At 60.3% G+C, this 25,032-nt stretch carries 25 protein-coding genes; 21 read left to right on the top strand and 4 right to left on the bottom strand.

Going from position 1 to position 25,032, the window contains the following annotated elements:
• Positions 1-294: 294 nt before the first annotated feature.
• The 10 genes from radA (at position 295) to rarD (ending at position 10,132) form a co-directional block, all read left to right on the top strand.
• Positions 295-1,701: a DNA repair protein RadA gene (gene radA / locus MRBLRC7O_RS03650; RefSeq protein WP_003502040.1), complete on the top strand. Its 1,407-nt coding sequence runs from the start codon at positions 295-297 to the stop codon at positions 1,699-1,701.
• An 89-nt stretch (positions 1,702-1,790) separates the two neighbouring features.
• Positions 1,791-2,378: a CvpA family protein gene (locus tag MRBLRC7O_RS03645; RefSeq protein ID WP_003502039.1), complete on the top strand. Its 588-nt coding sequence runs from the start codon at positions 1,791-1,793 to the stop codon at positions 2,376-2,378.
• 138 nt (positions 2,379-2,516) lie between these two features.
• Positions 2,517-4,010 (top strand): amidophosphoribosyltransferase, encoded by a 1,494-nt coding sequence (gene purF / locus MRBLRC7O_RS03640; protein WP_080866048.1) that lies wholly within the window; start codon positions 2,517-2,519, stop codon positions 4,008-4,010.
• Positions 4,011-4,154: 144 nt separating this feature from the next.
• Positions 4,155-4,895: an SDR family NAD(P)-dependent oxidoreductase gene (locus MRBLRC7O_RS03635; protein WP_003502023.1), complete on the top strand. Its 741-nt coding sequence runs from the start codon at positions 4,155-4,157 to the stop codon at positions 4,893-4,895.
• A 217-nt stretch (positions 4,896-5,112) separates the two neighbouring features.
• Positions 5,113-6,498 carry a cysteine--tRNA ligase gene (gene cysS / locus MRBLRC7O_RS03630; protein ID WP_080866047.1) on the top strand — a complete coding sequence of 462 codons (1,386 nt, stop codon included), beginning with the start codon at positions 5,113-5,115 and terminating at the stop codon, positions 6,496-6,498.
• A 312-nt stretch (positions 6,499-6,810) separates the two neighbouring features.
• Complete coding sequence (locus MRBLRC7O_RS03625) at positions 6,811-7,119, top strand: endonuclease domain-containing protein (protein ID WP_003502020.1); 309 nt, start codon at positions 6,811-6,813, stop codon at positions 7,117-7,119.
• Positions 7,116-7,589, top strand: a complete 474-nt coding sequence (locus MRBLRC7O_RS03620) for a GFA family protein (RefSeq protein WP_003502018.1) — start codon at positions 7,116-7,118, stop codon at positions 7,587-7,589. Before MRBLRC7O_RS03625 ends, MRBLRC7O_RS03620 begins: the two co-directional genes overlap by 4 nt.
• Positions 7,589-8,047 (top strand): GFA family protein, encoded by a 459-nt coding sequence (locus MRBLRC7O_RS03615; protein WP_003502014.1) that lies wholly within the window; start codon positions 7,589-7,591, stop codon positions 8,045-8,047. The genes MRBLRC7O_RS03620 and MRBLRC7O_RS03615 overlap by 1 nt, the downstream gene beginning before the upstream one ends.
• A 3-nt stretch (positions 8,048-8,050) precedes the next feature.
• Positions 8,051-9,007, top strand: coding sequence for a prolyl aminopeptidase (gene pip / locus MRBLRC7O_RS03610; RefSeq protein ID WP_020810189.1), 957 nt, complete (start codon positions 8,051-8,053; stop codon positions 9,005-9,007).
• A gap of 216 nt (positions 9,008-9,223) precedes the next feature.
• Positions 9,224-10,132 (top strand): EamA family transporter RarD, encoded by a 909-nt coding sequence (gene rarD / locus MRBLRC7O_RS03605; RefSeq protein WP_367727296.1) that lies wholly within the window; start codon positions 9,224-9,226, stop codon positions 10,130-10,132.
• Between the two features lie 51 nt (positions 10,133-10,183).
• Here rarD and MRBLRC7O_RS03600 read toward each other — a convergent pair whose 3' ends face one another.
• Complete coding sequence (locus MRBLRC7O_RS03600; RefSeq protein WP_035212350.1) at positions 10,184-11,944, bottom strand: peptidoglycan D,D-transpeptidase FtsI family protein; 1,761 nt, start codon at positions 11,942-11,944, stop codon at positions 10,184-10,186.
• Positions 11,945-12,133: 189 nt separating this feature from the next.
• On the bottom strand, positions 12,134-12,754 hold the full coding sequence (locus MRBLRC7O_RS03595; protein WP_003502006.1) for an LOG family protein: 621 nt from the start codon (positions 12,752-12,754) through the stop codon (positions 12,134-12,136).
• A gap of 156 nt (positions 12,755-12,910) precedes the next feature.
• Here MRBLRC7O_RS03595 and MRBLRC7O_RS03590 point away from each other — a divergent pair, with 156 nt between their 5' ends.
• The 6 genes from MRBLRC7O_RS03590 (at position 12,911) to MRBLRC7O_RS03565 (ending at position 20,653) form a co-directional block, all read left to right on the top strand.
• Positions 12,911-14,917, top strand: coding sequence for a LysM peptidoglycan-binding domain-containing protein (locus MRBLRC7O_RS03590; RefSeq protein WP_080866045.1), 2,007 nt, complete (start codon positions 12,911-12,913; stop codon positions 14,915-14,917).
• 110 nt (positions 14,918-15,027) lie between these two features.
• Positions 15,028-16,914, top strand: a complete 1,887-nt coding sequence (locus MRBLRC7O_RS03585) for an ABCB family ABC transporter ATP-binding protein/permease (protein ID WP_080866044.1) — start codon at positions 15,028-15,030, stop codon at positions 16,912-16,914.
• Positions 16,915-17,077: 163 nt separating this feature from the next.
• A complete protein-coding gene (locus tag MRBLRC7O_RS03580) occupies positions 17,078-17,776 on the top strand; it encodes a phosphatidylserine decarboxylase (protein WP_003502001.1) in 699 nt (232 codons plus the stop codon).
• 22 nt (positions 17,777-17,798) lie between these two features.
• Entirely contained in the window at positions 17,799-18,668 is an 870-nt protein-coding gene (gene pssA / locus MRBLRC7O_RS03575) for a CDP-diacylglycerol--serine O-phosphatidyltransferase (protein WP_060726401.1), read from the top strand.
• Positions 18,669-18,840: 172 nt separating this feature from the next.
• Positions 18,841-18,972 (top strand): hypothetical protein, encoded by a 132-nt coding sequence (locus tag MRBLRC7O_RS03570; protein ID WP_003496883.1) that lies wholly within the window; start codon positions 18,841-18,843, stop codon positions 18,970-18,972.
• A 388-nt stretch (positions 18,973-19,360) separates the two neighbouring features.
• Positions 19,361-20,653 (top strand): GGDEF domain-containing response regulator, encoded by a 1,293-nt coding sequence (locus MRBLRC7O_RS03565; protein ID WP_003501996.1) that lies wholly within the window; start codon positions 19,361-19,363, stop codon positions 20,651-20,653.
• A gap of 83 nt (positions 20,654-20,736) precedes the next feature.
• Here the strand turns inward: MRBLRC7O_RS03565 and MRBLRC7O_RS03560 are convergent, their stop codons facing one another.
• Together MRBLRC7O_RS03560 and MRBLRC7O_RS03555 are read right to left on the bottom strand one after the other, a co-directional pair.
• Positions 20,737-21,498 (bottom strand): SOS response-associated peptidase, encoded by a 762-nt coding sequence (locus tag MRBLRC7O_RS03560; protein WP_003501994.1) that lies wholly within the window; start codon positions 21,496-21,498, stop codon positions 20,737-20,739.
• A gap of 10 nt (positions 21,499-21,508) precedes the next feature.
• Positions 21,509-21,832 (bottom strand): YnfA family protein, encoded by a 324-nt coding sequence (locus MRBLRC7O_RS03555; protein ID WP_031234137.1) that lies wholly within the window; start codon positions 21,830-21,832, stop codon positions 21,509-21,511.
• A 129-nt stretch (positions 21,833-21,961) separates the two neighbouring features.
• On the opposite strand from MRBLRC7O_RS03555, the gene MRBLRC7O_RS03550 reads away from it, so the two are divergent.
• The 5 genes from MRBLRC7O_RS03550 to ygfZ all read left to right on the top strand — a co-directional run bounded on the left by MRBLRC7O_RS03550 (position 21,962) and on the right by ygfZ (position 25,030).
• Positions 21,962-22,378 (top strand): NUDIX hydrolase, encoded by a 417-nt coding sequence (locus MRBLRC7O_RS03550; RefSeq protein ID WP_020811564.1) that lies wholly within the window; start codon positions 21,962-21,964, stop codon positions 22,376-22,378.
• Positions 22,379-22,476: 98 nt separating this feature from the next.
• Entirely contained in the window at positions 22,477-22,914 is a 438-nt protein-coding gene (locus tag MRBLRC7O_RS03545) for a TIGR02301 family protein (protein WP_003501989.1), read from the top strand.
• Between the two features lie 105 nt (positions 22,915-23,019).
• On the top strand, positions 23,020-23,277 hold the full coding sequence (locus tag MRBLRC7O_RS03540; RefSeq protein ID WP_003501987.1) for a hypothetical protein: 258 nt from the start codon (positions 23,020-23,022) through the stop codon (positions 23,275-23,277).
• Between the two features lie 14 nt (positions 23,278-23,291).
• Complete coding sequence (locus MRBLRC7O_RS03535) at positions 23,292-24,059, top strand: hypothetical protein (protein ID WP_060726125.1); 768 nt, start codon at positions 23,292-23,294, stop codon at positions 24,057-24,059.
• 122 nt (positions 24,060-24,181) lie between these two features.
• Positions 24,182-25,030, top strand: coding sequence for a CAF17-like 4Fe-4S cluster assembly/insertion protein YgfZ (gene ygfZ, locus MRBLRC7O_RS03530; protein ID WP_080866561.1), 849 nt, complete (start codon positions 24,182-24,184; stop codon positions 25,028-25,030).
• The last annotated feature ends 2 nt before the right edge of the window (positions 25,031-25,032 follow it).

Here is a 25,032-nt window from a genome sequence, read left to right as displayed (position 1 = left end):
GCTGTCATCGCGCGCCATTCGTGATCTTATCTACATCTATAAATATCTGGAGGATAGAAATCCGGCCGCCGGCGAACAGCTCGTATCGGCCATCGAACGGAAAATCCGGGACACGGCGCGGCTAGGTCTCACAGGGGTTCCCGTGACTGGATCAGTAGCGGCCTTCGCGCCGTCAATCATAAAAATCGCTGCATCTATTTTCGTGTAAAAGAAAACGAGCTGCGCACATTACGCATCGTCCATGGCCATCAACACATTGGCGCTGAAGACGTAGAAGAAGAAAATTGACATCACATGGCCAAAGCCAAGACCCAATTCGTGTGCCAGAACTGCGGCACGGTTCACACCCGCTGGGCGGGAAAATGCGAAGGCTGCGGCGAATGGAACACCATCGTCGAGGAAGATCCGATGGGCGGCATCGGTTCCGGGCCGGGCAAGACGCCGAAGAAGGGCCGCCCCGTCACCCTCACCTCGCTATCAGGTGAAATCGAGGAGGCGCCGCGTATCCCGACCGGCATCAGCGAACTCGACCGGGCGACCGGTGGCGGTTTCGTGCGCGGTTCGGCGGTGTTGATCGGCGGCGATCCCGGCATCGGCAAATCGACCCTGCTCATGCAGGCGGCAGCGGCCCTTTCGCGGCGCGGGCATCGCATCGTCTATGTCTCGGGCGAAGAAGCTGTAGCGCAGGTGCGCCTGCGCGCCCAGCGTCTGGGTGCGGCCGAGACCGATGTGCTGCTGGCCGCCGAAACCAATGTCGAGGATATTCTGGCGACGGTTTCCGAGGGCAAACGTCCCGATCTCATCATCATCGATTCCATCCAGACGCTCTGGAGCGACACGGCTGATTCCGCCCCCGGCACGGTGACGCAGGTGCGCACCGGCGTGCAGGCGATGATCCGGTTTGCCAAGCAGACGGGCGCGACCATGGTGCTTGTCGGCCATGTCACCAAGGAAGGCCAGATTGCCGGTCCACGCGTGGTCGAACATATGGTCGATGCCGTGCTTTATTTCGAAGGCGACCGCGGCCACCACTACCGCATCCTGCGCACCGTCAAGAACCGCTTCGGGCCGACGGATGAGATCGGCGTGTTCGAAATGTCGGACAAGGGGTTGCGCGAGGTTTCCAACCCTTCCGAACTGTTCCTCGGCGAGCGCAACGAAAAATCGCCGGGCGCCGCCGTCTTCGCCGGCATGGAGGGCACACGCCCTATCCTGGTCGAAGTGCAGGCGCTGGTCGCCGCCACCTCGCTCGGCACGCCGCGCCGCGCCGTGGTCGGCTGGGACAGTTCGCGGCTTGCCATGATCCTTGCCGTGCTGGAGGCCCATTGCGGCGTGAAGCTCGGCCAGCACGACGTCTATCTGAATGTCGCCGGCGGTTACCGCATTTCCGAACCGGCCGCCGATATGGCGATTGCCTCTGCGCTGGTTTCCTCGCTTGCCGGTCTTGCCCTGCCCGCCGATTGCGTCTATTTCGGCGAAATCAGCCTGTCGGGCGCGGTGCGGCCTGTCTCGCATACGGGCCAGCGATTGAAAGAAGCTGAAAAACTCGGCTTTTCCGCCGCACTTCTGCCTTCTGCTTCGGCTGAATTGCCGAAAGGCGGCAAAGGGCGCTGGACGGAAATCGAAAGCCTTCCGGACCTCGTGGCCCGCATCGCCGGCTCCGGCAACCGGTTCAAACAGGTTGAGGACGACGAATATTGATCCTTTCGCCAAGGGAAACAGTGGTGTAAGAGGATCGCAAAATTGGCAAGGCAGCGTCTGACAAGGCGTCGCACCTCCGGAGTTGGTATATGCCCATTACAATTTTCGACGGCATCGTCATCGCCGTTGTTCTTTTCTCCGCCATTCTTGCGATGGTACGCGGTTTTTCCCGTGAGATTCTGTCGATCGCGAGCTGGGCCGGTTCGGTCGCCGCCGCCTATTATCTTTATCCGGTCCTGCTGCCCTATGCGCGCAACTATACCGATGACGACAAGATCGCCATTGCCGGCTCGGCTGGCGTAGTTTTCCTTGTCTCGCTGATCGTGATTTCCTTCATCACCTCGCGCATTGCCGATTTCATCATCGACAGCCGCATCGGCGCGCTGGATCGCACGCTCGGTTTCCTGTTCGGCGCGGCGCGCGGCATTCTGCTTTTGGTCGTCGCGGTCGCCTTCTGGAACTGGCTGGTGGATGTGAAGACGCAGCCGGAATGGGTGACGCAGGCGAAGTCCAAGCCTTTCCTCGACGGGCTGGTCGGCAAGCTGGAGGCGGTTCTGCCTGACGATATCGAGCCGCAGATCCGCGCCCGCATCCTCGGAAAGCCACAGGAACCGACGACCACGCAGGCGCCTGCGGAAGATGTGCCGGCCACAAATCCGCCGGCAACGAATAATTGACACAGTGTCGCGCCTTGCAATGCATGCAAGGCGCGCTATTTGTGCTAAATATCAAGCACGACACAGACTGGCCGACCGGGAGACAAGCTCACCGGAGAGGTCTTTCGTTTTTCTCGGTAGAGAGCAAGGGCAAGCCGGATGATTGAGCCGCTTTCGCATTCCACTTTCAATGAAGAGATCGACGGCGATACGCTGCATGAAGAGTGCGGCGTTTTCGGCATTCTCGGCCATGCCGATGCCTCGGCGCTGACCGCTCTCGGCCTGCATGCGCTTCAGCATCGCGGCCAGGAAGCAGCCGGCATCGTCTCCTTCGATGGCAAGCGCTTCCATCAGGAACGCCATATGGGCCTCGTCGGCGATCATTATACCGATCCAGCAACCCTTGCCCGCCTGCCCGGCTCCATCGCGATTGGCCACACCCGCTATTCCACGACAGGCGAAGTGGCGATGCGCAACGTGCAGCCGCTGTTTGCCGAACTGGAAGAAGGCGGCATTTCGATTGCCCATAACGGCAACTTCACCAATGGCCTGACGCTTCGCCGCCAGATCATCGCCACCGGCGCCATCTGTCAGTCGACATCGGATACCGAAGTCGTGCTGCACCTCATCGCCCGTTCGCGTCACAGCTCCACCGCCGACCGTTTCATCGACGCCATCCGCCAGATGGAAGGCGGCTATTCGATGCTGGCGATGACCCGCACCAAGCTGATCGCAGCCCGCGACCCGATCGGCATCCGCCCACTCGTCATGGGTGAGCTGGACGGCAAGCCGATCTTCTGCTCGGAGACCTGCGCTCTCGATATCATCGGCGCGAAATTCGTGCGTGACGTCGAAAACGGCGAAGTCATCATCTGTGAAATTCAGCCGGATGGTTCGATCACCATCGATGCGCGCAAGCCTTCGAAGCCGCAGCCGGAGCGTCTCTGCCTGTTCGAATATGTCTATTTCGCCCGCCCCGATTCCGTCGTCGGCGGCCGCAACGTCTATACGACGCGCAAGAACATGGGCATGAACCTTGCCAAGGAAGCGCCGCTGGAAGCTGACGTTGTGGTTCCGGTTCCCGATGGCGGCACGCCGGCAGCGCTCGGTTTTGCACAGGAAAGCGGTATTCCGTTCGAATACGGAATCATCCGCAACCACTATGTCGGCCGTACCTTCATCGAGCCGACGCAGCAGATTCGCGCTTTTGGCGTCAAGCTCAAGCATTCCGCCAACCGGGCGATGATTGAAGGCAAGCGCGTGGTGCTGGTGGATGATTCCATCGTGCGCGGCACGACCTCGGTCAAGATCGTGCAGATGATCCGCGAGGCCGGCGCCAAGGAAGTGCATATCCGCGTCGCCAGCCCGATGATCTTCCATCCGGATTTCTACGGCATCGACACGCCTGACGCCGACAAGCTGCTGGCCAACCAATATGCCGATGTCGAAGCGATGGCGAAGTTCATTGGCGCCGATTCGCTCGCCTTCCTGTCGATCGATGGTCTTTACCGCGCCGTTGGCGGCGAAAACCGCAACCCGGCGCGTCCGCAGTTCACGGACCATTATTTTACAGGCGATTATCCGACCCGCCTTCTCGACCAGAACGGCGAGGCCATGGGCAGCAAGATTTCCATGCTGGCCAGCAACGGCTGATTTTCCAGATCAACAAGCGGCCACCGGCTTCCGGGGCCGCTTTTTTCTTGCCTTTTGTTCAGGCAAGCGCATGCGACGATATGATCGCTTGCGAAAGGCCAGCGGCGCTTCGTAGAAGGAAGCGCAATCATTTCGGGGGAGACCATGACTATCGATCTCAAGGGCCGCATCGCTCTCGTTACCGGCGCTTCGCGCGGCATCGGCTATTTCACGGCGCTGGAACTTGCCAAGGCCGGCGCGCATGTCATCGCCTGCGCCCGCACGGTGGGCGGCCTTGAGGAGCTGGACGACGCCATCAAGGCCGTCGGCGGTACGGCGACGCTCGTTCCCTTCGATCTCTCCGACATGAAAGCCATCGATGCGCTGGGCGCCAATATCTTCGAGCGCTGGGGCAAACTTGATATTCTCGTCGCCAATGCCGGTGTTCTCGGCGTCATCTCGCCGGTTGGCCATATCGAAGCGAAAGTCTTCGAAAGGGTCATGAACATCAACGTTACCGCCACCTGGCGGCTGATCCGCTCGGTCGAGCCGCTGCTTCTGAAGTCGGATGCCGGCCGCGCACTTATCCTGTCTTCGGGCGCCGCCCATAGCTGTCGCCCCTTCTGGGGTGTCTATTCCACCTCCAAGGCGGCAGTCGAAGCACTGGCCCGCACCTGGGCAGCGGAGACGCAAAAGAGCGCGCTTCGCGTCAACAGCATCAATCCCGGCGCCACCCGCACCGCCATGCGCGCTCAGGCCATGCCCGGCGAAGATCCGACAACCGTGCCGCACCCATCAGAGGTGGCCGCGGCCATTCTTCCGCTCGCCTCGCCCGATCTGACCGAAACAGGCAAACTCTTCCTCGTGCGCGAGGGAAAATTCGTGGACTACCGCCAGCCGGAGTGAATATTTTCCGCTCGGGGCGGCGATTTGGTCACCACGGTTGCTCTTGACCGGGCCGCACCGCCGCGCCATAAAGCAAGATATGAGAACGATGATCTGCACCTGCTGCTGAGATTTTTTTTGCTGGTTCGCCACCGGCCAGATCGTTTTCGTCTCCCGCAAGGTCAAGAAAGATAAACGTTCCGGCCAGGATAATATTCTGCCTTTAGGGAACTGCCGCATGTCCTTGCGCCTGAAATTTCACAATACACTCACACGCGAAAAAGCGGAATTTGAACCGATCGACGCTGACAATGTGCGCATGTATGTCTGCGGCCCGACGGTTTATGATTTTGCCCATATCGGCAATGCGCGCCCGGTCATCGTGTTCGATGTTCTCTACCGGGTGCTGCGCCACGTCTTTGGCGAAGACCATGTGACCTATGCCCGCAACATCACCGATCTCGATGACAAGATCAACGCGCGGGCGCTGAGGGACTATCCGCATCTGCCGCTGAACGACGCCATTCATGCGGTGACAAAAAAGACCGCAGACCAGTTCCATGAGGATGTGGCCACGCTCGGCTGCCTTCCGCCGACCGTCGAACCGCGCGCCACCGACTACATCGCGGAAATGATCGACCTCATCGAGAAGCTGATCGCCCGCGGCCATGCCTATACGGCCGGCGGAGAAGTGCTGTTCGACACCCGTTCGATGGCCGATTATGGCCAGCTTTCCAAGCGGCCGCTGGACGAACAGCAGGCCGGTGCGCGCGTGGCGGTGGAAGCCCACAAGAAGACCCCCGGCGATTTCGTGCTTTGGAAACTGTCGTCAGATAATGAGCCGGGCTGGGAAAGCCCGTGGGGCCGTGGCCGTCCCGGCTGGCACATCGAATGCTCGGCCATGGCCGGTCGCTACCTCGGCGAGGTCTTCGATATTCACGGCGGCGGGCTCGACCTCATCTTCCCGCATCATGAGAACGAAATCGCGCAATCGCGCTGCGCCAATGGCACGCATGTCATGGCCAATGTGTGGATGCATAACGGCTTCGTGCAGGTGGAAGGCCGCAAGATGTCGAAGTCCGAGGGTAACTTCGTGACGATCTACGAATTGCTGCACACGGACAAATTCGGCGGTCGGCAATGGCCGGGCGAGGTTCTGCGCCTTGCCATGCTGATGACGCATTATCGCGAGCCGATCGATTTTTCGGTGAAGCGTCTGGAAGAGGCTGAACGCCTGCTCGCCAAGTGGCCGGCGGCGGAAGCCTCAGATGCCGCCCCGGACGAAACCGTGCTCGAGGCGCTCGCCGACGATCTCAACACGGTTGCCGCCGTTCAGGCCCTGCATGCGCTGGCGCATGCCGCCAATACCGATCCATCCAGGCTGCCCGCCTTTGCGGCGAGTGCTGCCCTGCTCGGTGTCCTGCCGAAGAAGACGGAAATGGACGAGGCCATCGTTTCCGCCGTCGATGCGCTGGTTGAGCTGCGTCTGGAAATGCTGAAGGCGAAGAACTTTGCGGAGGCCGATCGTTTGCGTGACGAGCTTTCCGAGAAGGGCATTCAGCTGAAGGATGGCAAGGACAAGGAGACCGGGGAACGGACGACGACGTGGGAGTTGAAGCGGTAGGCTCCGCGTTCGAGGCTACCCCCCTCTGCCCTGCCGGGCATCTCCCCCTCAAGGGGGGAGATCGACCTGCTGCGAGGTCTCGCCCATCTCAAAGCTTGAGAGTGGAGCAACGGTAGTGCTTCTAGCTGATCTCCACCCTTGAGGGGGAGATGCCCGGCAGGGCAGAGGGGGGTTAAGCGCCACGGTACGCCCTTGCTTTCGCCCACACCATACTCCAATCTCGCGGCACCCCATCAAGCTGCGAGCATTCCCGTGCCCCATGCCAAGGTCGAGCTAGAACATCGCGCGTATGCCCGGCAGGTGCGAAAGACTATGACCGACGCCGAACTGAAGTTCTGGAACGCTGTCCGCGCTCACCGCCTTGACGGCCTGTCTTTCAGACGCCAGCTGCCAGTCTCCGGATATATCGTTGATTTCGCTTGCCCGTCGCATAAGATCATCGTCGAGTTAGATGGGTTTCAACATGCGGAAGACGCTGCGGCGGCCTATGACCAGCAGAGAACACGGACGTTTGAGGAACTTGGCTGGACAATCCTCCGTTTCTGGAACGAGGATATTCTGAAGGACATCGACAATGTCTGTCTCCACATTATCCGAACGGTGAAGGAGGACCGGCCATGACAACATATACCGGCGGATGCCAGTGCGGCGCGATCCGTTTTCGCGCCAGCGGGGAGCTGAAAGACAGTTCCATATGCCATTGCCGCATGTGCCAGAAGGCCTTTGGTGCCTATTACGCGCCGCTGGTTTCGGTGCGGGGCGTGGAGTTTGAATGGACCCGGGGAGAGCCGAAACGCTTCCAGTCCTCCAGTGTCGTCAAGCGCGGTTTCTGCCCCGAATGCGGTACGCCGCTAACCTATGAAGCGCCTGATGGCGTAGCGGTGGCGGCCGGGGCCTTCGATGATCCCGCCGCGCTGCCGCCGACCATTCAGTGGGGCGTGGAACGCAAGATCGATTTCGTCGACAGCCTTCACACACTGCCTGCCGTTGCCACCGAGGACGACCTGACGCAGGTGGACTATCTCGCCGATCTCGTTTCCTATCAGCACCCCGACCACGACACAGAAAACTGGCCACCGGAGAACAGATAATGAGCGAAGCGGGATTTTCCGGCGGCTGTCAGTGCGGCGCCGTGCGTTTCCATGCGGGCAAGCTCGGCCGCGCTTCCATCTGCCATTGCCGCATGTGCCAGAAACATTTCGGCAATTTCTTCGGCGCGCTGGTCAGTGCCGATCAGGCGCACCTGACCTGGACGCGCGGCCAGCCATCCCTCTTCCGCTCCTCGGCAAAAATCCATCGCGGTTTCTGCAACAAGTGCGGCACGCCGCTGACCTATCATTATCCCGGCGGCGTGGAGATCGCCATTGGCGCTTTTGACGAGCCGGAGCGCATCGAACCGCAGGTGCAGGTCAATTTCCACAAGCGCATGCCGTGGATCGAACAGCTCTTCGGCAAGCCGGCAGTGGAACAGGGCGTCGACGAGGCGGAGATCACCTCCTATCAGCATCCGGATCACGACACGGCCAAATGGCCACCCGAAGGAAACTAAGACATGACCGAAGAATTGTGCGGCTTTTACCCCGAGATCGAACCTTTCGAGACCGGCATGCTCGATGTCGGCGACGGCCACACGATCTATTGGGAAAGGGTGGGCACACGCGGTGCAAAGCCGGCGGTTTTCCTGCATGGCGGTCCGGGTGGTGGGGTGAACCCGACGCATCGCCGGGTTTTTGATCCGGCACTTTACGACGTCATCCTGTTCGATCAGCGCGGCTGCGGCCGTTCCACGCCGCATGCGGAACTGGAAGCCAACACCACCTGGCATCTGGTCGCCGACATGGAAAAACTGCGCGCACTGTGCGGCTTTGAAAAATGGCTGGTTTTCGGCGGTTCCTGGGGCTCGACGCTGGCGCTCGCTTACGCCGAAACCCATGCCGACCGCGTCAGCGAACTGGTTCTGCGCGGCATCTACACCGTCACCAAGCCGGAGCTGGACTGGTATTATCAGTTCGGCGTATCCGAAATGTACCCTGATCGCTGGGAAAACTTCATCGCGCCAATCCCTGAAACGGAACGCGGTGCGATGATGCAGGCCTATAATCGTTATCTCACCGGCGCGGACGAAACCAAGAAGCTGGAATGCGCCAGGGCATGGAGCCAGTGGGAAGGCGCGACCATCTCGCTGGTCACCGATCCGGAACGGGTCGAGGATTTCGGCGAGGACAAATATGCCATCGCTTTCGCACGCATCGAGAACCACTTCTTCGTCAACGGCTGCTGGCTGGAGGAAGAGCAATTGCTGCGCAATGCCGGCAAGCTCAGGGATATTCCGGGTGTCATCGTGCATGGCCGTTACGACATGCCCTGCCCGCTGAAATATGCCTGGCAGCTTGCCAAGGCCTGGCCGAAGGCGGATTTCCATATCATCGAGGCGGCCGGACACTCGATGAGCGAGCCCGGCATCCTTGACCAGCTGATCCGCGCAACCAACCGTTTTGCAGGGAAATAATCAGTCTTTTCAGAGCTTTGGCCCGGCCGGATGAGAGAATGATTCACGCGGGCTTTCCAGCGGCTATCATCCGGCAGATTGCGACAGCAGCCCGTTTCAAGGGCAAACCGCCTTTTATTCATGCAGTTTTTCTCATGGACGCTTCACGGAAATGAATTGGCTCGCACCACGCCGATCCGGTATGAAGGGCCATCCCTAATAATTGGCGGTACTCCCATGGCACTCGATAAAACGCTCCCGGCCCAAGAGGGCGGCGATAGCGCGCGCGGTTTTGCTTTCGCGCTTTCCGCATATCTGCTGTGGGGGTTCCTTCCCTTCTACATGAAGGCGGTTGCGCATATTTCGCCGATCGAGGTCATCGTTCACCGCGTCGTCTGGTCGGTGCCGATCGCCGCTGCCGTACTCATAGCGATCGGGCGGACGACGGAAATCAGGGCGGCGCTGAAAAACCCGAAAATGCTTGCCATGGCGAGCCTTACGGCCGCTCTGATCAGCATCAACTGGGGTGTCTATATCTGGGCGATCGGTGCGGGTCGCGCGCTCGATGCGGCTTTGGGTTATTTCATCAATCCGCTGTTCAGCATCTTCCTCGGGGCAGTGCTTTTGAAGGAAAAACTCTATCCGGCGCAGATCGCCGCCATCGTTCTGGTGGCGCTCGCAGTCGCGATCCTCACCTGGCATGCGGGCAGCCTGCCGTGGGTTTCCATTGCGCTCACCGTGTCCTGGGGTTTTTACGCCTTCTTCCGCAAGACGCTGCCCATCGGCGCAACGCAGGGCTTCCTGCTTGAAGTCATGCTGCTGTCCATCCCTGCCGTGCTGGTCATGGCCTGGCTGGGGTTCAGCGGACAGGCGCATTTCATGGGTGGCAATGCGGCCGACACCTGGCTTCTGGCAGCCAGCGGCGTCATCACCGCCGTTCCGCTCATCCTCTATGGCAATGGCGCAAAACTGCTGCGGCTGTCGACCATCGGCATCATGCAATATATCGCACCGACGATGATCTTCCTCATCGCCATCTTCGTCTTCAAGGAACCCTTCGACATGGTGCGGATGGCGGCCTTTGCGATGATCTGGGTCGCGCTGGCGATCTATACAGGCTCAAGCCTGCTGCGGCTCAAGCTGTAATCCGGGCTGCTTCCCTCATTCCTGTGCTCATCACAGGAATGAGGGGTGGGGTCAATAATCCACCAGCAGCTGCGGGTTCGCATCATACCCGAAACGCGGCTTGACGCCGAGAAGGCCTGCCGTCTGGGCGATGATTTCGCGGGTCATGGGGGCTGCTGTCGAGGCCGCCGTGCGGCCGCCGTTCACGCCAGTCCTCGGAGCATCGATCATCGTCAGCACGACATATTTCGGCTTGTGCATGGGAAAACCGGCCACGAAGGCGTTGAAATTGATATCCTTGGCGTAACGCCCATTGATCACCTTGTCGGCGGTTCCGGTCTTGCCGCCCACGTGAAATCCCTCCACCTGCGCGCCACGGCCGGAGCCCTTGATGCCGTTCCAGTTGAACAGGTAACGCATATCCGCACTGGTCTTGTCTTTGATGACGGTGCTCGCCAGCGATACCGCAGCCTCTTTCGAACGCGGCAGGAAGGTCGGCGAAATCAGGCTTCCGCCATTGATGAGGGCTGCTGCAGCCACCGCCGTCTGCAACGGGGTGGTGGCGACGCCATGGCCGAAGGAGATGGTGACGGAATTGATCTTCTTCCAGTTTCTCGGCTGGGTGGGGGTGGCCACACCGGGCATTTCCGTGTCCATTCTGGTAAGAAGCCCGAGTTTCGTCAGGAATTGCTGATGGCCTTCGACACCGACCTTGTCGGCCACCGCCGCTGTGCCAATATTCGATGAATATTGAAACACCTCCGGAATGGAGAGCGGCCGGTTCCGGCCCTTGAAATCCTTGATGGTGAAGCCGCCCATGCGGATCGGCCGCGACGCATCGACCACCGAATTGAGTGTGATCGCCCCCGCATCCAGCCCCATGGCGAGGGTGAAACTCTTGAAGGTTGAGCCCATTTCGAAGGTGGCGTTGCTCATGCGGTTGAACCAGCCCTTTTCATACTCCCTGTCGATGCTGCCATCGGCAAGGGTGCGGGAAGGTTCGTTCGGATCGTAATCCGGCACGGAGGCCATGGCCAGCACTTCGCCCGTCTCCACATCGAGGATCACCGAACCCGCCGCTTCGGCCTGATAGGCGCTTTTCGCCTTCACGACCACTTCGCGGACGATGTTCTGTACCCTGAGATCGATGGAGAGCCGCACCGGCTCCAGCGGCGCGCCGCTGGCAAGACCGACCGCGCGCAGATCGGCAAGCCCCTGCTGGTCGAGGTAACGCTCCATGCCGGCAAGCCCCTGATTGTCGACATTGACGTGGCCGATAATATGTGAAGCGGTGGGGCCACCCGGATAAAACCGTCGCTTTTCCGGCCGGAAACCAATGCCCGGTATGCCGAGATTGAGAATATCCGCCTGCTGCCGGGGCGTCAGCTGACGTCGCAGCCATTGGAAGCCGGTATCCGAACGCAATCTGCGGTGCGTTTCACGCCAGTCGATGTTGGGAATAACGGTTGCGAGTTTTTCCACCACCTCGTCTGGATCGACGATCCTGCGCGGATCCGCATAAAGCGAGACCATATTGAGATCCGTCGCCAAAAGCATGCCGTTGCGATCGACAATATCCGGCCGGGAAGCGACGGCATTGACGCCGGTGTTGATCCATGCGGTCGCCACCGGTTCGGCAAGTCCATATTGGACGAGACGCGCGGCGACAACGCCATAGATGACGACAAAGGCGGCAATCAGGATGCCGAGCCTCATTCGCGCATCGCCCCTGCGGCGGGCGGCGGAGCCGAGAATCGCCTCACTGCCCTCTCCGGGACTTCTCCTGATAATGAAATGCGCCCGGCTTTTGAGCCGCACCACAAAAGCAATCATTTCCTGATGACACCCACCCTCATGGCGGCGAAAACGAATTCCGCGACAACCAACGCCCTATTGAGGCTGGCACAAGATCATTCGCGGGGCCATGGAAAGAGCGGGCGGATCGATGCCGCCGTTAAATCTGTATTAATATACATTTAAAATTGTAACGAACCCCCAAGGGGCCGTTAACAATCGTCACGCCTAGAGGCGGGAAATCACCGAGGGATCGCCTTCCGGGTTCTGCTGCGCCAGCGCCCGGTCGATGATGGCGGGCACGATATCCTTCACCTCGTCGATAACGAGCGGGTTGAGAAGGTGGGCGCGGTGGATGAAGCCCTGGTCGCGCATGTGCTGCACCAGCTCCAGCATCGGGTTCCAGAAGCCGTTGATATTGGCGAAAACCATCGGCTTGGCGTGACGGCCAAGCTGCGCCCAGGTCATGATCTCGACGATCTCTTCCAGGGTGCCGACACCGCCCGGCAGCGTCACGAAGGCATCCGAGCGCTCAAACATCATATGCTTGCGCTCATGCATGTCCTTGGTGATGACAAGCTCGTTCAATTGTCCGAGAGAATGGCGCGTTGCCTCCATATCGACCAGAAATTCCGGTATGATGCCGGTTACTTCGCCGCCATTGGAAAGAACGCCGCTGGCAACCGCGCCCATGATGCCCTTGGTGCCGCCGCCATAAACGAGGCGAATGCCGTTTTCGGCAATGGATTTCCCAAGCGCGCGGCCTGCTTCCATATGGGCCGGATCACGTCCGGGCTGGGAGCCGCAATAAACGCAGATGGATCGAATCGGTGTATTTTTGTCCGTCATGAAGGGAAGGAACTATGTGCGATGCGGCACGTCAAGAAAATTTGGGAAATCCCTTGCAAATATGGCCTTTTGGCCACTCGCCGCTTGTCTGTCGCAAGGTAAGACGCTAGCAATCTCAACTCGTGTGAAAAGCTTGAAATACCCGGAGATTCCAGGATGAAAAACAATAAAGCCGGTTTGCTGGCGCTGATCGTGCTGGGCATTGCGTCCCTGCTCATGATCTTTTTCGTCCTGCCGCGGATTTCCAATGACGGCAAACCGATCGGCGACGCCATCAACGAGGCCGGTAACGCCGTGAAGAACAGCGTTGAAATGGGCAGTGACAAGGCGGGCGACATCCTCTCCGATGCGGCCGAGGAGACGGCCAACATCGCCGATAAGGTGGGACGTCTGGCGGCTTCCGCAACCCAGTCGATCAAGGATCTGACCACTCTTTTCGCCGATAGCAAGGTTCCCTCCGACGCCGATTTCGCGGCGGCGCGCAAGAAGGTCGAGACCTCGCTCAAGGAACTGACGAATATCGAAATTCCCGAGTCGCTGGATGAAACGACGTCGCGGCTCATCACCACGGCCCGCACTGCGGCCGAACGCACCACGGCGTTCCTGCGCGGTCTGCCTGACAATGCTGCGGCGGCGGCAGCACAGGTGCGTCGTCTGGCGGGCGTCTTCGCCGGCACCGACGATGGTGCGCCCGAACCGGCAAAGCCGGCCGCGGCACCCGCCGATGCGGCACAGTCTTCTTCCGGCGCGCCGACTTTCGACGTGCTGCGCGTCGAGCCCGATGGTTCGGCCGTGATCGCCGGCAAGGCGCAGCCCGGCGCAAAGCTCGAAATCCTCAGCAACGGCAAGGTGGTCGCCCAGACGACCATTGACGGCACCGGCGATTTCGCTGCCGTTTTCGACAATCCCCTTCCCCCGGGCGATCACGAGCTCGTGCTGCGTTCAACCGACGCCAACGGCAAGGCGACGCAGTCCGAGGAAGTGGCGACCGTTTCCGTGCCTGATGGCAAGGCGGGCGAGCTTCTGGCCATGGTTGCCAAGCCTGGCAAGGCGAGCCGCGTGCTGGCCATGCCGGAGGCAGCACCTCCGGCGCTTCAGCCGCAGGCCGCACCATCGCAACAGCCTGCGGCCACATCTGAGACCAGCGCCAACACCGCCGCCGCGCCGCTCGCCGGTACTACAGCTCCGTCCGCCGCGGCTCCGCTAACGTCGAGCGTTCAGGTCACTGCCGTCGAGTTCGAAGGATCGAAGATTTTCGTCGCGGGTTCCGCGCCCGCCGGTTCGACGGTGCGCGCGCTTGTCGACGACACGGAAATCGGCAAGATCACGACGGAAGCCTCCGGTCATTTTGTCATCGAAGGCGATGTCGATCTTGCCGTCGGCAGCCATATCATCACCGTCGAGGAACTGAATGCCGACGGCACCGCGAAAGTGCGCGTGCGCGTTCCCTTCGAGCGGCCGCAGACCGATCAGGCAACCGTCGCCATGCAGGCGCCATCCACCTCATCTTCGGCGACCACGACCGCGGCACCGGCTGAAAACCAGAGCACGGCAAGCGACCGCGCCGCTTTGGAAAAGCTGCGCGCCGATGTCGCCAAGGCCTTCGGCATTCTCTCCAATCTCTACAGGGATCAGGCGACGCCGGCGCTCGACCAGGCCATTGCCGGCCGCTCCGCCGTCGTCATCGGCCTGAAATCGCTTTCGGAATTCCGTACAGCGGCCGCGACCGAGCCTGCCTTCACCGCCTTTGCGGGCGATATCACCGCCAAGGCGCGCCAGCTGCTGACATCGGTCGAGGCATGGCCGAACGACGTGGCGGCAATCGGCAAGGGCATCGCTTCGCTGGCAAGCCGGCTCTCCGAACTGCACATCACCGCGCCGCCCGCACCGGCACCGCAGGCCCCTGCTGGCCCGCAGACCTTCGAGCAGGCGCCGCTGGCCGAAAGCCAGAACAGCGTCATCATTCGCCGCGGCGATACGCTGTGGCAGATTTCGCGCCGCGCGTACGGACAGGGCGTGCGTTATACGACCATCTATCTCGCCAACGAGGACCAGATCAAAAACCCCGACCTGATCGAGCCCGGCCAGATTTTCGGCGTGCCAAAGGAAGCCCTGCCGAATGCGGAGGAACTTCACCGCAAGCGGCTGAAGAGCGGTTCCTGAGCATTTGAAGCGTTGCGGTGAACCCGTGACGACCCTATCTGTGACACGCGCGGCGGCTTGACCAGAGCCGCCGTCCTGCTGTCGGCTTCCGGCAGTGACCGGAGAGAATGATGGCCACGACCAAAAAAACAATTTCGGCGGATTCCAGCAATCCGACCCAGACGCTGATCAATCTCTGGCCCTATATGTGGCCGGAGGGTCGGTGGGACCTGAAGATGCGGGTGGTCTGGGCGACCGTATTCCTCATCGTCGCCAAGCTGGTGCTGATCGCCGTTCCCTATTTCTTCAAATGGGCAACGGATGCGCTGAATGGCAAGCTCGATATGGCAGGACTGGTCCCGGCCTTCCTGCTCGGCGCCGTCGCACTTGTTATCGCCTACAATCTGACGCGGCTGATCCAGGTCGGGCTCAACCAGCTGCGCGATTCCCTCTTTGCGAGCGTCGGCCAGCATGCGGTGCGCCAGCTCGCCTACAGAACCTTCGTGCACATGCACCGGCTTTCTTTGCGTTTCCATCTGGAGCGCAAGACCGGCGGGCTTTCGCGGGTTATCGAGCGTGGCACCAAGGGCATTGAAACCATTGTCCGTTTCACCATCCTCAACACAGCGCCGACCTTCATCGAATTCCTGCTGACGGCGATCATCTTCTGGGCTTCCTACGGTTTTTCCTATGTGCTGGTCACGGTCATCACCGTCTGGGCCTATATCTGGTTCACCGTGCGGGCCAGCAACTGGCGTATCGGCATTCGCCGCGCCATGAATGACAGCGACACCGACGCCAACACCAAGGCGATCGACTCGCTCCTGAATTTCGAGACGGTCAAATATTTCGGCAATGAGGAGATGGAGGCGCGACGTTTCGATGTCGCCATGGAGCGCTATGAGAAGTCGGCGATCTCGATCTGGACGTCGCTCGGCTGGCTGAACTTCGGTCAGGGCGTGATCTTCGGCATCGGCTCGACCGTTATGATGGTGATGTCTGCGCTTGCCGTGCAGCGCGGCGAACAGACCATCGGCGATTTCGTCTTCGTCAACGCGCTTCTGCTGCAGCTTTCGGTGCCGCTCAACTTCATCGGTTTCGTTTATCGCGAAATCCGCCAGGGCCTGACCGACATCGAGCAGATGTTCGACCTTCTGGAGGTGGAAGCCGAAGTGACCGACAGGCCGGATGCAGAACCGCTCGCGGCCGGCCCAGGTGCCATCTCCTTCCGCGATGTGCACTTCGCCTATGACCCCGAAAGACCGATCCTGAAGGGCGTTTCCTTCGACGTGCCGGCGGGCAAGACGGTGGCGATCGTCGGGCCTTCAGGTGCGGGAAAATCGACGATCTCGCGGCTGCTCTATCGCTTCTACGATATTCAGGAGGGCTCCGTCACCGTCGACGGACAGGACATTCGCGACGTGACGCAGAAGAGCCTGCGCTCGGTGATCGGCATGGTGCCGCAGGATACCGTGCTCTTCAACGACACGCTTGCCTATAACATCCGCTACGGTCGCCCCTCGGCAACCGACGAGGAACTGAGGGCGGCGGCGGATGCGGCGCAGATCAGCGCCTTCATAGGTAAACTGCCGGAGGGCTACGCGACAATGGTGGGAGAACGCGGTCTGAAGCTTTCAGGCGGTGAAAAGCAGCGCGTGGCGATTGCCCGCACGATCCTTAAAGCCCCGCCGATCCTCATTCTCGACGAGGCGACCTCGGCGCTCGACACCCACACCGAACAGGAAATCCAGAGCGCGCTAGATATCGTCTCGAAGAACCGCACGACGCTGGTTATCGCCCACCGGCTTTCCACCGTCATCGGCGCGGATGAGATCATCGTGCTGAAGGAAGGGCTGATTGCCGAACGCGGCACCCACAGCTCGCTGATGGCGCAGAACGGTCTCTATGCCTCGATGTGGAGCCGCCAGCGCGAGGCGATCCGGGCGGAGGAAATGCTGCGCCATGTTCGCGAAACCGACGATCTGGGTGTCATCGACCGCGGCGAACCCGCCCATTGATGGCTATACCCGGGGTAACTGGGCCAACGGACGAACCCCGCCATTGCCGCGCGGGGCGTTTGGCTGTAACCAGCTAGGCAAAATTTGTCGCATTGCCGTGTGGAGCGTGTCGTATCACGACCACATATAGACGCGGCAGACGAAAACCGGAGCAAGGAATCTCATGAATCTGTTCGACACCATTCGCAACACCATCGTACCGATCCACAAGGAAGGTTATGTCTTCGTGGCGGCCTTCTTCGTCGCATCGCTGGTGCTCGGCTGGATCGCCGAACCGCTGTTCTGGGTCGGCCTCGTCCTGACGGCCTGGTGCGCCTATTTCTTCCGCGACCCCGAGCGTGTCACGCCGCAGGATGACGACCTCATCATCAGCCCGGCCGACGGCAAGGTTTCCGCCGTGCAGAGCGTCGTTCCGCCGCTGGAGCTGGAACTCGGCAAGGAGCCGCTGGTGCGCATCTCGGTGTTCATGAACGTGTTCAACTGCCATGTGAATCGCGCGCCGGTACGCGGCCGCATCGTCAATGTCGCCTACCGTCCCGGCCTCTTCCTCAATGCCGAAGTCGACAAGGCTTCCGAAGACAATGAACGCAACGGCCTCGTCATCGAGACTTCGCACGGCAAGGTCGGCGTGGTGCAGATCGCCGGCATGGTTGCACGCCGCATCGTCTGCTGGGTGAAGCCGAATGAACCTGTTGATGCCGGTGAGCGTTTCGGTCTTATCCGTTTCGGTTCGCGACTCGATATCTTCCTTCCCGTAGGTTTCGAGCCGCGTGTATCGGTCGGCCAGACGGCGATTGCCGGTGAAACCGTGCTTGCCGAATTCGGCTCGGCCAAGGGTCCGGTCGTCAGCCGCCGCGGCTGACGGAAACAGGAAGGGCATGCGCATGGAAACGCCGATCGCCGAGCCGCAACAGAACGGCAAACCCGAGGGCCGCAGCGACAGCGGCCGTGGACCCCGGCTGAGGGAAATTCCCTTCCGCCTCGTCGTTCCTAACCTCATCACCGTTCTGGCCATCTGTGCGGGCCTCAGCGGCGTGCGTCTCGCCATTGAAGGCCGCTTCGAGCTGGCCGTCGGCATGGTACTGCTGGCCGCCTTTCTCGACGGCATAGACGGGCGCATTGCCCGCATGATGAAAGCGACGTCGAAATTCGGCGAACAGATGGATTCGCTGGCCGATATCGTCAATTTTGGTGTCGCCCCTGCCCTCGTGGTCTACGCCTACCTTCTCGATCAGGCGCGTTCCATCGGCTGGATCGCCGCCCTCATCTATGTCATCGCCGCCGGCCTGCGTCTGGCGCGTTTCAACGTCATGATCGAGCGGCCGGTAAAGGCGCCTTGGCAGAATGAATTTTTCGTGGGCGTGCCGGCCCCGATGGGCGCCCTGCTGGTGCTTCTGCCTGTCTATCTCGGCTTCCTCGGCGTCGAGCCGGACAAGCCCTTTGCCTATGTCGCCGCCGCCTATACGGTCCTGATCGGTTATCTCCTCATCAGCCGCCTGCCGGTCTGGTCGGGAAAATCGGGCACCAGCCGCATCCGCCGCGATCTGGTGCTGCCGATGATCCTCGTCGTCGTGCTCTATGTGGCGATGTTGATGAGCTTCACCTGGGAAGTTCTGGTTCTGACCGTCGCCGCCTATCTCGTCTTCATCCCCATCAGCGCCCGCCTCTGGCACCGCCGCTACGGCACGCTGACAATCGAGGAAGACGCGCATGACGACGCGAACGGCGGCAACGGCCTCGATCGCGGCATTTAAAACCGCAGGTTTATTTTTTCTCGCTACAGGCCGGCGCAGGGTGTGACGCAAAATGTCGCAGCCTGAAAAGCCGGCTTCGTTTTTTTCGCCTCGAATCCGTCAAGATTAGCCGCGAAAGAAGTGGCTCACACGCATCGCAACGGCGATTGGCGTGAATTGTGGAGAGAGAGAAATGACGAACGAGACGAAGGCACAGCCGCAGGCGAAGCCCGACCTCAACAGCCACTACCGCCCGCTCGGACTGAAGGCCGTTGCGGCCGCAGCCCTGATGCTGAAGCGTAAGCCCGCTGCCAAAACCGCCTGAAAATATTCGCTTTTTTGATTTTCCCGGTTTTTGCGGACTACCCGGAAAACGGAGAGTTGCGGACGGAAGATCAACAAGCATGCGGCGCCTTTTCCGGGCGCCGTTTTTGTATATGGCGTTCCGCGAAACTGCGGATCGTCAATCATTTGCAAAATTGGCAGCCTTCTGTAACGAAGCTGAAACGAAAATGTAGTAAAAATCTCGCCTTCCACAAGAAGGCTATACGAACAGCGACGTATAGATTAGTGAATACAAAAGAACTTTTCTATTCCGCATTTTTTTCCACAACAATGAATAAGCCAATTTTCGAATTCGCAGAAATGCGGATGACGAATATTCGGCGTTGGGGGAAGATTGTGAAGACAGGCCAGGGGGGCTTGGGACGGCCATGCAGGATAAAATCCTTCTGATTGAAGATTCCGTTGCTCTTTCCATGCTGCTGAAGACGCGGCTTTCGGAAGAAACGGAAGCCGAGGTTGTTCATTGTGACAGCATGGCCGCGGCCGATGCCCTCATGCAGGCCCATAGTTTCACGCTGGCGCTGACGGGTCTCAATCTGCCCGATGCGCCGAAGGGCGAGATTCTCGCACTTTTATCCGAGCGTAAGGTGCCGGCGATCGTTTTCACCGCCACGGTGGATGACGAGGCGCGCAAGCGCTACGCCGAGAAGAAGATCATCGACTACATTGTCAAGGACGGCCATCGCACCGTCGATGCGGTGGTCAGAACGGTCCAGCGGATTTTGAGCAACAAGCTTTTTTCCGTTCTGGTGGTCGATGATGTTCGCACAGCCCGTTCCGGTCTCGTGGAAATTCTCGAGCGGCAGAATTTCAGGGTCAGCGAGGCCCATTCGGGCAAGCAGGCGCTGGAAATACTGTCGCAGGACCCGACGATCCAGCTTGTCATCACCGACTACCATATGCCCGACATGGACGGTTATGAGCTGACGCGCCGCATCCGCGACAGCCGCTCATCCGAAGATTTGCGGGTGATCGGCATATCGTCCTCCACCGACCGGTTGCTTTCGGCAAGCTTCCTGAAGGCGGGCGCCTCGGATTTCGTCTACCGCCCTTTCGTGCCGGAAGAATTGCAATGCCGCATCGATAACAATATCGAGACGCTGAAGCAGCTTAAACGCCTGCGCGAGCTGGCCGAACGAGACCACCTCACCGGTCTGCCCAATCGCCGCTCCTTCTTCGAGCGCACGCGGGCGCTGATGGATGTCATCAACGGCAATGACGAGAGCGGCGCCGTCGCCATTCTCGACATCGACCATTTCAAGAAGATCAACGACACGCTGGGGCACGATGCCGGCGACAGGGCGTTGAAAAAGCTGGCCGAACTGCTGCATGACATGTGCGATGAACAACGCCATATTCCCGCCCGCCTCGGCGGCGAGGAGTTTGCCGTGTTCCTACGTGGGCTGGATGCGCGAGCCGCCTATCAGTTCTGCGAAGAGCTGCGTGGGCAGGTGGAAAAGAATGGCCGGCAGCTGAGCGGCAGCAGCCTCGCCCTGACGATTTCGCTCGGAGTCGTGGAGATCGAAAAGGGCGAACCCTTCGACAACCAGCTGAATGCGGCGGACCAGCTGCTCTATCTCGCCAAGGCAAATGGCCGCAACCGCGTCTATTCCGACATCATGATCCAGGAAGGCCTGCAGAAGATCGGCCGGAACAGCTGAGCTTTTCTGAACAAGATAGTCTTGTGTGGGACCGAGCGCGTGCCGCGTAACGACGGCTGACCTCGACTTCCTCGGAAAGCATCTCAAAACAGCGACATCTGCCCGTCATCCTTCGCCGGTTTGATCTTCGCCAGCGGCGCGCTTTCCGGCACCGGCTCGATGAGATCGGCACCGACATTGGCGACCTTGTTGACCTTGTCCGATACCGGGATCATCTCGAAGAAATCATCCTGAACCGGCCGCATCAGGTCGACGATCTCGCGCGGTTCCTGGGTCTTGCAATCCAGCCAGCGGCTGAAATCCTCGGGCGCAATGACAACAGGCATGCGGTCGTGAATACGGCCGATCGCGGCATTGGCGGCGGTGGTGAGGATCGCACCGGTATCGACCTCCGAACCGTCGGCGGAAGACCAGGTTTCCATGAGGCCGGCGAAAGCGACTATGCCGCCACTTTTCGGGCGAATGAAATAGGGTTGCGGTTTGCCGCCCTCCTCCTTCGGCGGGCGTCGCCATTCGTAAAAGCCGGTTGCGGGCACCAGCACGCGGCGATGGCGCATGGCGGCGCGGAAGGAGGCCTTGCCGATGGCGGTTTCCGAACGGGCGTTGATGAGCAGCGGAAAATCCTTCGGGTCCTTTACCCAGCCCGGCATGAAACCCCAGCGGACCAGCACGGCGCGGCGATTGGGCAGGTTGCTGCCGCGCTCCTGCCGCTCCCCCTCCATCACGACCAAAATGGGCTGCGTCGGTGCGATGTTGAAACGGGCGGGAAAATCCTCAAGGCCGATCAGATCGAGATAGTCGGCGATCTCATCGGGCGTTGCCTTCAGCACGAAACGTCCACACATGCTTTTTTCCTCAACCCCTTGGTCCGAACAGGATGATGGCGGTGCCGGCAAGGCAGACAGCGCCGCCGGCAATATCCCATTTGTCCGGCGCATGCCCTTCCACGCCCCAGAGCCAGAAAAGCGAAGCAGCGATATAAATCCCGCCATAGGCGGCATAAGCCCTGCCCGCCGCCTCCGTCGGAACCAGCGTCAGAAGCCAGGCGAAAGCGGCCAGCGCCAGCATGCCCGGCAGCAATATCCACCCGGTCTTGCCGAGTTTCAGCCAGGCCCAGAAGGAAAAACAGCCGGCGATTTCGGCAAGAGCCGCCAGGACATAGATAAGATAGACCTTCATTCCACCGTCTTTAGCATGCACAATCGCGACAGTTCCGGACTATAACGCTCACTTCGGAAACCGGAATCGATTTTCCGGACCACGACACTATAGACAGGCCGCAGACGGCCGAAACAAGCGAAACCATTGATGACCCTTCGTATCAAGCCCCGCGCTGCCTCCTCCGCCATCGTCAGGAACGGAGACCGACTGCTTCTCGTGCGCCGTATCAACCCGCCCTCGAAGGACATGTTCGCCTTTCCGGGCGGGCGCGGCGAAGACGGCGAAACGGCAGCCGAGACGGCGCTGCGCGAATTGCACGAGGAAACCGGTATCGTGGCGCGAAGGCCGCAGCTTTTCGCGACCTATGATCTTCCCTCCCGCGACGCTGAAGGCGAGCTGACGAGCCATTATTTCCTCTCCGTCTTCACCGTGGAGACGGATGCCGACCCCGTCGTGACTGTGGGCGACGATGCAGCAGATGCCGGGTGGTACACATTGGCGGAAATCCGCCTTCTGCCTGCGCCCGAAAGTGTGGTCGAATGCGCCGAGCGCCTGCTTGCATGATTGCCAGTCAGCCAGAATCGCTATTATCTAGGACCGATCCGCCCGCCGGATGGTCACGAGCCAACAGTTCACGAGTATGTGTGGGGCAGAATAGAATTTTGATACGGCCAACCATCTTCCTGTCTCTTTTTCTGACCATGCTTGCCATATCAGGGCAGGAAGGCATCGCTTATGCGCAGCCTTCAAAACCGGCTTCCGAGGCACGTCCAGCGGAAGTGACACCGCCCAAGCCCGCTCCTTATGACGACAAGCTGGCACGGCTGTCGGAAATACTGGGCGCGGTGCAATATCTGAGAACCCTGTGCCCCTCTTCCGGACCGGAGGACTGGCGCAGGTCGATGAGCGATCTTCTGGCTGCGGACACGGCCAACGAACCTGAACGACGTCAGCGCATGACGGCTGCATTCAACCGTGGATACCGCTCCTTTGCGGCCATCCACACCAGTTGCACACGCGCCGCCATCATGGCAGAAGAGAACTACCGTAACGAAGGGGCAACACTCGCGCAGGAAATCGCGTCCAGGTTCGGAAATTAGAGGATTGTTAACCTCTTTTCGCCGCAGCCCGTGCCGTTTTGATAAAAGGCTGCTAGTGTTGTTAACAGGGTGGTAAGGACTTGCCCGCCCTGTCGAGGATGAAAAATGCAGACAAGCCGTAACGAAATCGACGATATGATCGTGCATGAAAAGATGCAGGTCGCTCTGGAACACCAGAACGAGGCATGGGCTGACGGCATGGCCGACGGCATCGAGCCGGAGATCATCGCCGATGCCGCCATCGCTCTGGCCATGCGCGAAACCATCCGTATCCATGGCGAGGCCGGCGCTGAAGCAATGCTGGAATCGCTGCGCCAGCGCATGCTTCAGGGCGAATTTTCGCCGCAGCGGGTAATACAGTAAAGCCGGGGTCTATCATGTCTTGCCTGAGCAAGGGCCTTTTGCGCTCTTCCGCCCTGCTGTCCATTCTGCTTGCCCTGACCGCCGGTCCGATTGGCGTGCCGAGCCGCGCCTTTGCCCTTTCCGAGCTGAAGCCGGCGCAGAACACCGAAAGCGAGCCGAAGGCCGAGAATGGCGAGCAGCCGCAGCAGGCCCAGCCTGCTGAGCCGGACGAGATCGAAGGCGATTCGGAAGGCATTCCCCTGCCGGACCCTTTGGTGGACCGTTCCGCTGGCCAGGCAAACCAGCAATCCGCCAAGCCCGATAACACCCCGGAAATGTCTGTTGTAATCGAGCACGACATTTCCAAGGCGCCGGAACCCGTGCGCAAGCTGCGCCAGCAGATCATCGATGCCGCCGCGTCAGGCGATATCGAAAAGCTGCGACCCTTCATCGCCGCCGGGCAGAACCAGTTCCGCATCGACGGCAATGACAGCGAAGACCCGATTGCAGCGCTGAAAAGCTATTCCGGCGATCCGGACGGGCTGGAAGTGCTGGCGATCATCATCGATCTCCTGTCGACCGGTTATGCCCATATCGATGCCGGCACCCCTGACGAAGCCTATGTTTTCCCCTATTTTGCCGGAAAACCGCTGAATACGCTGACTGCGCCGGAAAAAGTGGAGCTTCTGCGAATCATCACGGCGGGCGATCTGGCGGACATGCAGGAATTTGGCAATTACAGCTTCTATCGCGTCGGCATTTCGCCTGATGGCAAGTGGAAGTTCTTCACCGCCGGCGATTGATCGCATCGCAGTGCTTGCCGTTCTCGGGCAAAAATCCTAACTGTGCGGAATGAGCATTCCAGCAAATGCATCTGCATCTTGCCTGCTATCCGCATAGTCTCGACGAACCGAACGGTGACGCCATGCCTTCCGCCTTTCTTGCCGACCGCCGCCTGATCCGGGTTTCCGGCACCGGCGCCGAGGAGTTTCTGAACAACCTCATCACCGCAGATATCGAAAATCTTCCGGCAGGCGAGGCCCGGGCCGCGGCACTTCTGACGCCGCAGGGCAAGATCCTGTTCGATTTCCTAATCTGGCGCGATGGCGGGGACTATCTGATCGAAACGGGCGCCGCCGAACAGGACGCATTGCTGCGCCGCCTGACCATGTACAAGCTGCGCGCACCGGTCGACCTCAAAGTCGAGACGGTCGAAGGTGTGAGCGTTTTCTGGACCGAGACTGCACCGGTGGCAGGCGTCAGGGACGGCCGTTTCGCCAAGGCCGGAATCGATCTCTTCAGGCTACCGGGCGCATCGGCCTCGGGCGATGTCGCGGCCTATGATGCGCTGCGCGTTGACCATGGCATTGCCGAATCCGGCCGGGATTATGCGCTGCAGGATGCTTTCCCCCATGATGTTCTGATGGATGTGAATGACGGCGTTTCCTTCAGGAAGGGCTGCTTCGTCGGTCAGGAAGTCGTCTCGCGCATGAAGCACCGCGGCACGGCGAGACGCCGTGTCGTCACCGTTTCGGCCGGAGGCGCGTTGCCCGCCAGCGGGACGGAGATTACCGCCGATGGAAAACCGGTCGGCACGCTTGGAACCGTTTGCGGCAACAGGGCGCTTGCCATCGTGCGAATCGACCGCATTGCCGATGCGCTTGCTTCGGGCACGCCGCTTCTTGCCGAGACTGTTCCCGTGACCGTGGCCCTGCCGGCCTGGAGCGGCCTTTCCTTCCCGGCGGCCGATCCCGCGGCTCGGGCGGAGGATTAAGA

Source organism: Agrobacterium radiobacter (assembly GCF_040801995.1).
GTDB lineage: Bacteria > Pseudomonadota > Alphaproteobacteria > Rhizobiales > Rhizobiaceae > Agrobacterium > Agrobacterium radiobacter.
The sequence above is the reverse complement of the archived record's forward strand: the minus strand, read 5'-3'. Positions and strand labels throughout refer to the sequence as shown.

Bases quoted from the DNA above. Each gene is read 5' to 3' on its own strand.
- MRBLRC7O_RS03555 (WP_031234137.1), bottom strand. From the start codon at position 21,832: ATGAAGGTCTATCTTATCTATGTCCTGGCGGCTCTTGCCGAAATCGCC.
- MRBLRC7O_RS03550 (WP_020811564.1), top strand. From the start codon at position 21,962: ATGACCCTTCGTATCAAGCCCCGCGCTGCCTCCTCCGCCATCGTCAGG.
- MRBLRC7O_RS03590 (WP_080866045.1), top strand. From the start codon at position 12,911: ATGAAAAACAATAAAGCCGGTTTGCTGGCGCTGATCGTGCTGGGCATT.
- MRBLRC7O_RS03595 (WP_003502006.1), bottom strand. From the start codon at position 12,754: ATGACGGACAAAAATACACCGATTCGATCCATCTGCGTTTATTGCGGC.
- pssA (WP_060726401.1), top strand. From the start codon at position 17,799: ATGGAAACGCCGATCGCCGAGCCGCAACAGAACGGCAAACCCGAGGGC.
- MRBLRC7O_RS03635 (WP_003502023.1), top strand. From the start codon at position 4,155: ATGACTATCGATCTCAAGGGCCGCATCGCTCTCGTTACCGGCGCTTCG.
- radA (WP_003502040.1), top strand. From the start codon at position 295: ATGGCCAAAGCCAAGACCCAATTCGTGTGCCAGAACTGCGGCACGGTT.
- MRBLRC7O_RS03645 (WP_003502039.1), top strand. From the start codon at position 1,791: ATGCCCATTACAATTTTCGACGGCATCGTCATCGCCGTTGTTCTTTTC.
- purF (WP_080866048.1), top strand. From the start codon at position 2,517: ATGATTGAGCCGCTTTCGCATTCCACTTTCAATGAAGAGATCGACGGC.
- MRBLRC7O_RS03625 (WP_003502020.1), top strand. From the start codon at position 6,811: ATGACCGACGCCGAACTGAAGTTCTGGAACGCTGTCCGCGCTCACCGC.
- MRBLRC7O_RS03585 (WP_080866044.1), top strand. From the start codon at position 15,028: ATGGCCACGACCAAAAAAACAATTTCGGCGGATTCCAGCAATCCGACC.
- MRBLRC7O_RS03540 (WP_003501987.1), top strand. From the start codon at position 23,020: ATGCAGACAAGCCGTAACGAAATCGACGATATGATCGTGCATGAAAAG.
- MRBLRC7O_RS03580 (WP_003502001.1), top strand. From the start codon at position 17,078: ATGAATCTGTTCGACACCATTCGCAACACCATCGTACCGATCCACAAG.
- ygfZ (WP_080866561.1), top strand. From the start codon at position 24,182: ATGCCTTCCGCCTTTCTTGCCGACCGCCGCCTGATCCGGGTTTCCGGC.
- MRBLRC7O_RS03600 (WP_035212350.1), bottom strand. From the start codon at position 11,944: ATGATTGCTTTTGTGGTGCGGCTCAAAAGCCGGGCGCATTTCATTATC.
- MRBLRC7O_RS03570 (WP_003496883.1), top strand. From the start codon at position 18,841: ATGACGAACGAGACGAAGGCACAGCCGCAGGCGAAGCCCGACCTCAAC.
- MRBLRC7O_RS03565 (WP_003501996.1), top strand. From the start codon at position 19,361: ATGCAGGATAAAATCCTTCTGATTGAAGATTCCGTTGCTCTTTCCATG.
- pip (WP_020810189.1), top strand. From the start codon at position 8,051: ATGACCGAAGAATTGTGCGGCTTTTACCCCGAGATCGAACCTTTCGAG.
- MRBLRC7O_RS03535 (WP_060726125.1), top strand. From the start codon at position 23,292: ATGTCTTGCCTGAGCAAGGGCCTTTTGCGCTCTTCCGCCCTGCTGTCC.
- cysS (WP_080866047.1), top strand. From the start codon at position 5,113: ATGTCCTTGCGCCTGAAATTTCACAATACACTCACACGCGAAAAAGCG.
- rarD (WP_367727296.1), top strand. From the start codon at position 9,224: ATGGCACTCGATAAAACGCTCCCGGCCCAAGAGGGCGGCGATAGCGCG.
- MRBLRC7O_RS03615 (WP_003502014.1), top strand. From the start codon at position 7,589: ATGAGCGAAGCGGGATTTTCCGGCGGCTGTCAGTGCGGCGCCGTGCGT.
- MRBLRC7O_RS03560 (WP_003501994.1), bottom strand. From the start codon at position 21,498: ATGTGTGGACGTTTCGTGCTGAAGGCAACGCCCGATGAGATCGCCGAC.
- MRBLRC7O_RS03620 (WP_003502018.1), top strand. From the start codon at position 7,116: ATGACAACATATACCGGCGGATGCCAGTGCGGCGCGATCCGTTTTCGC.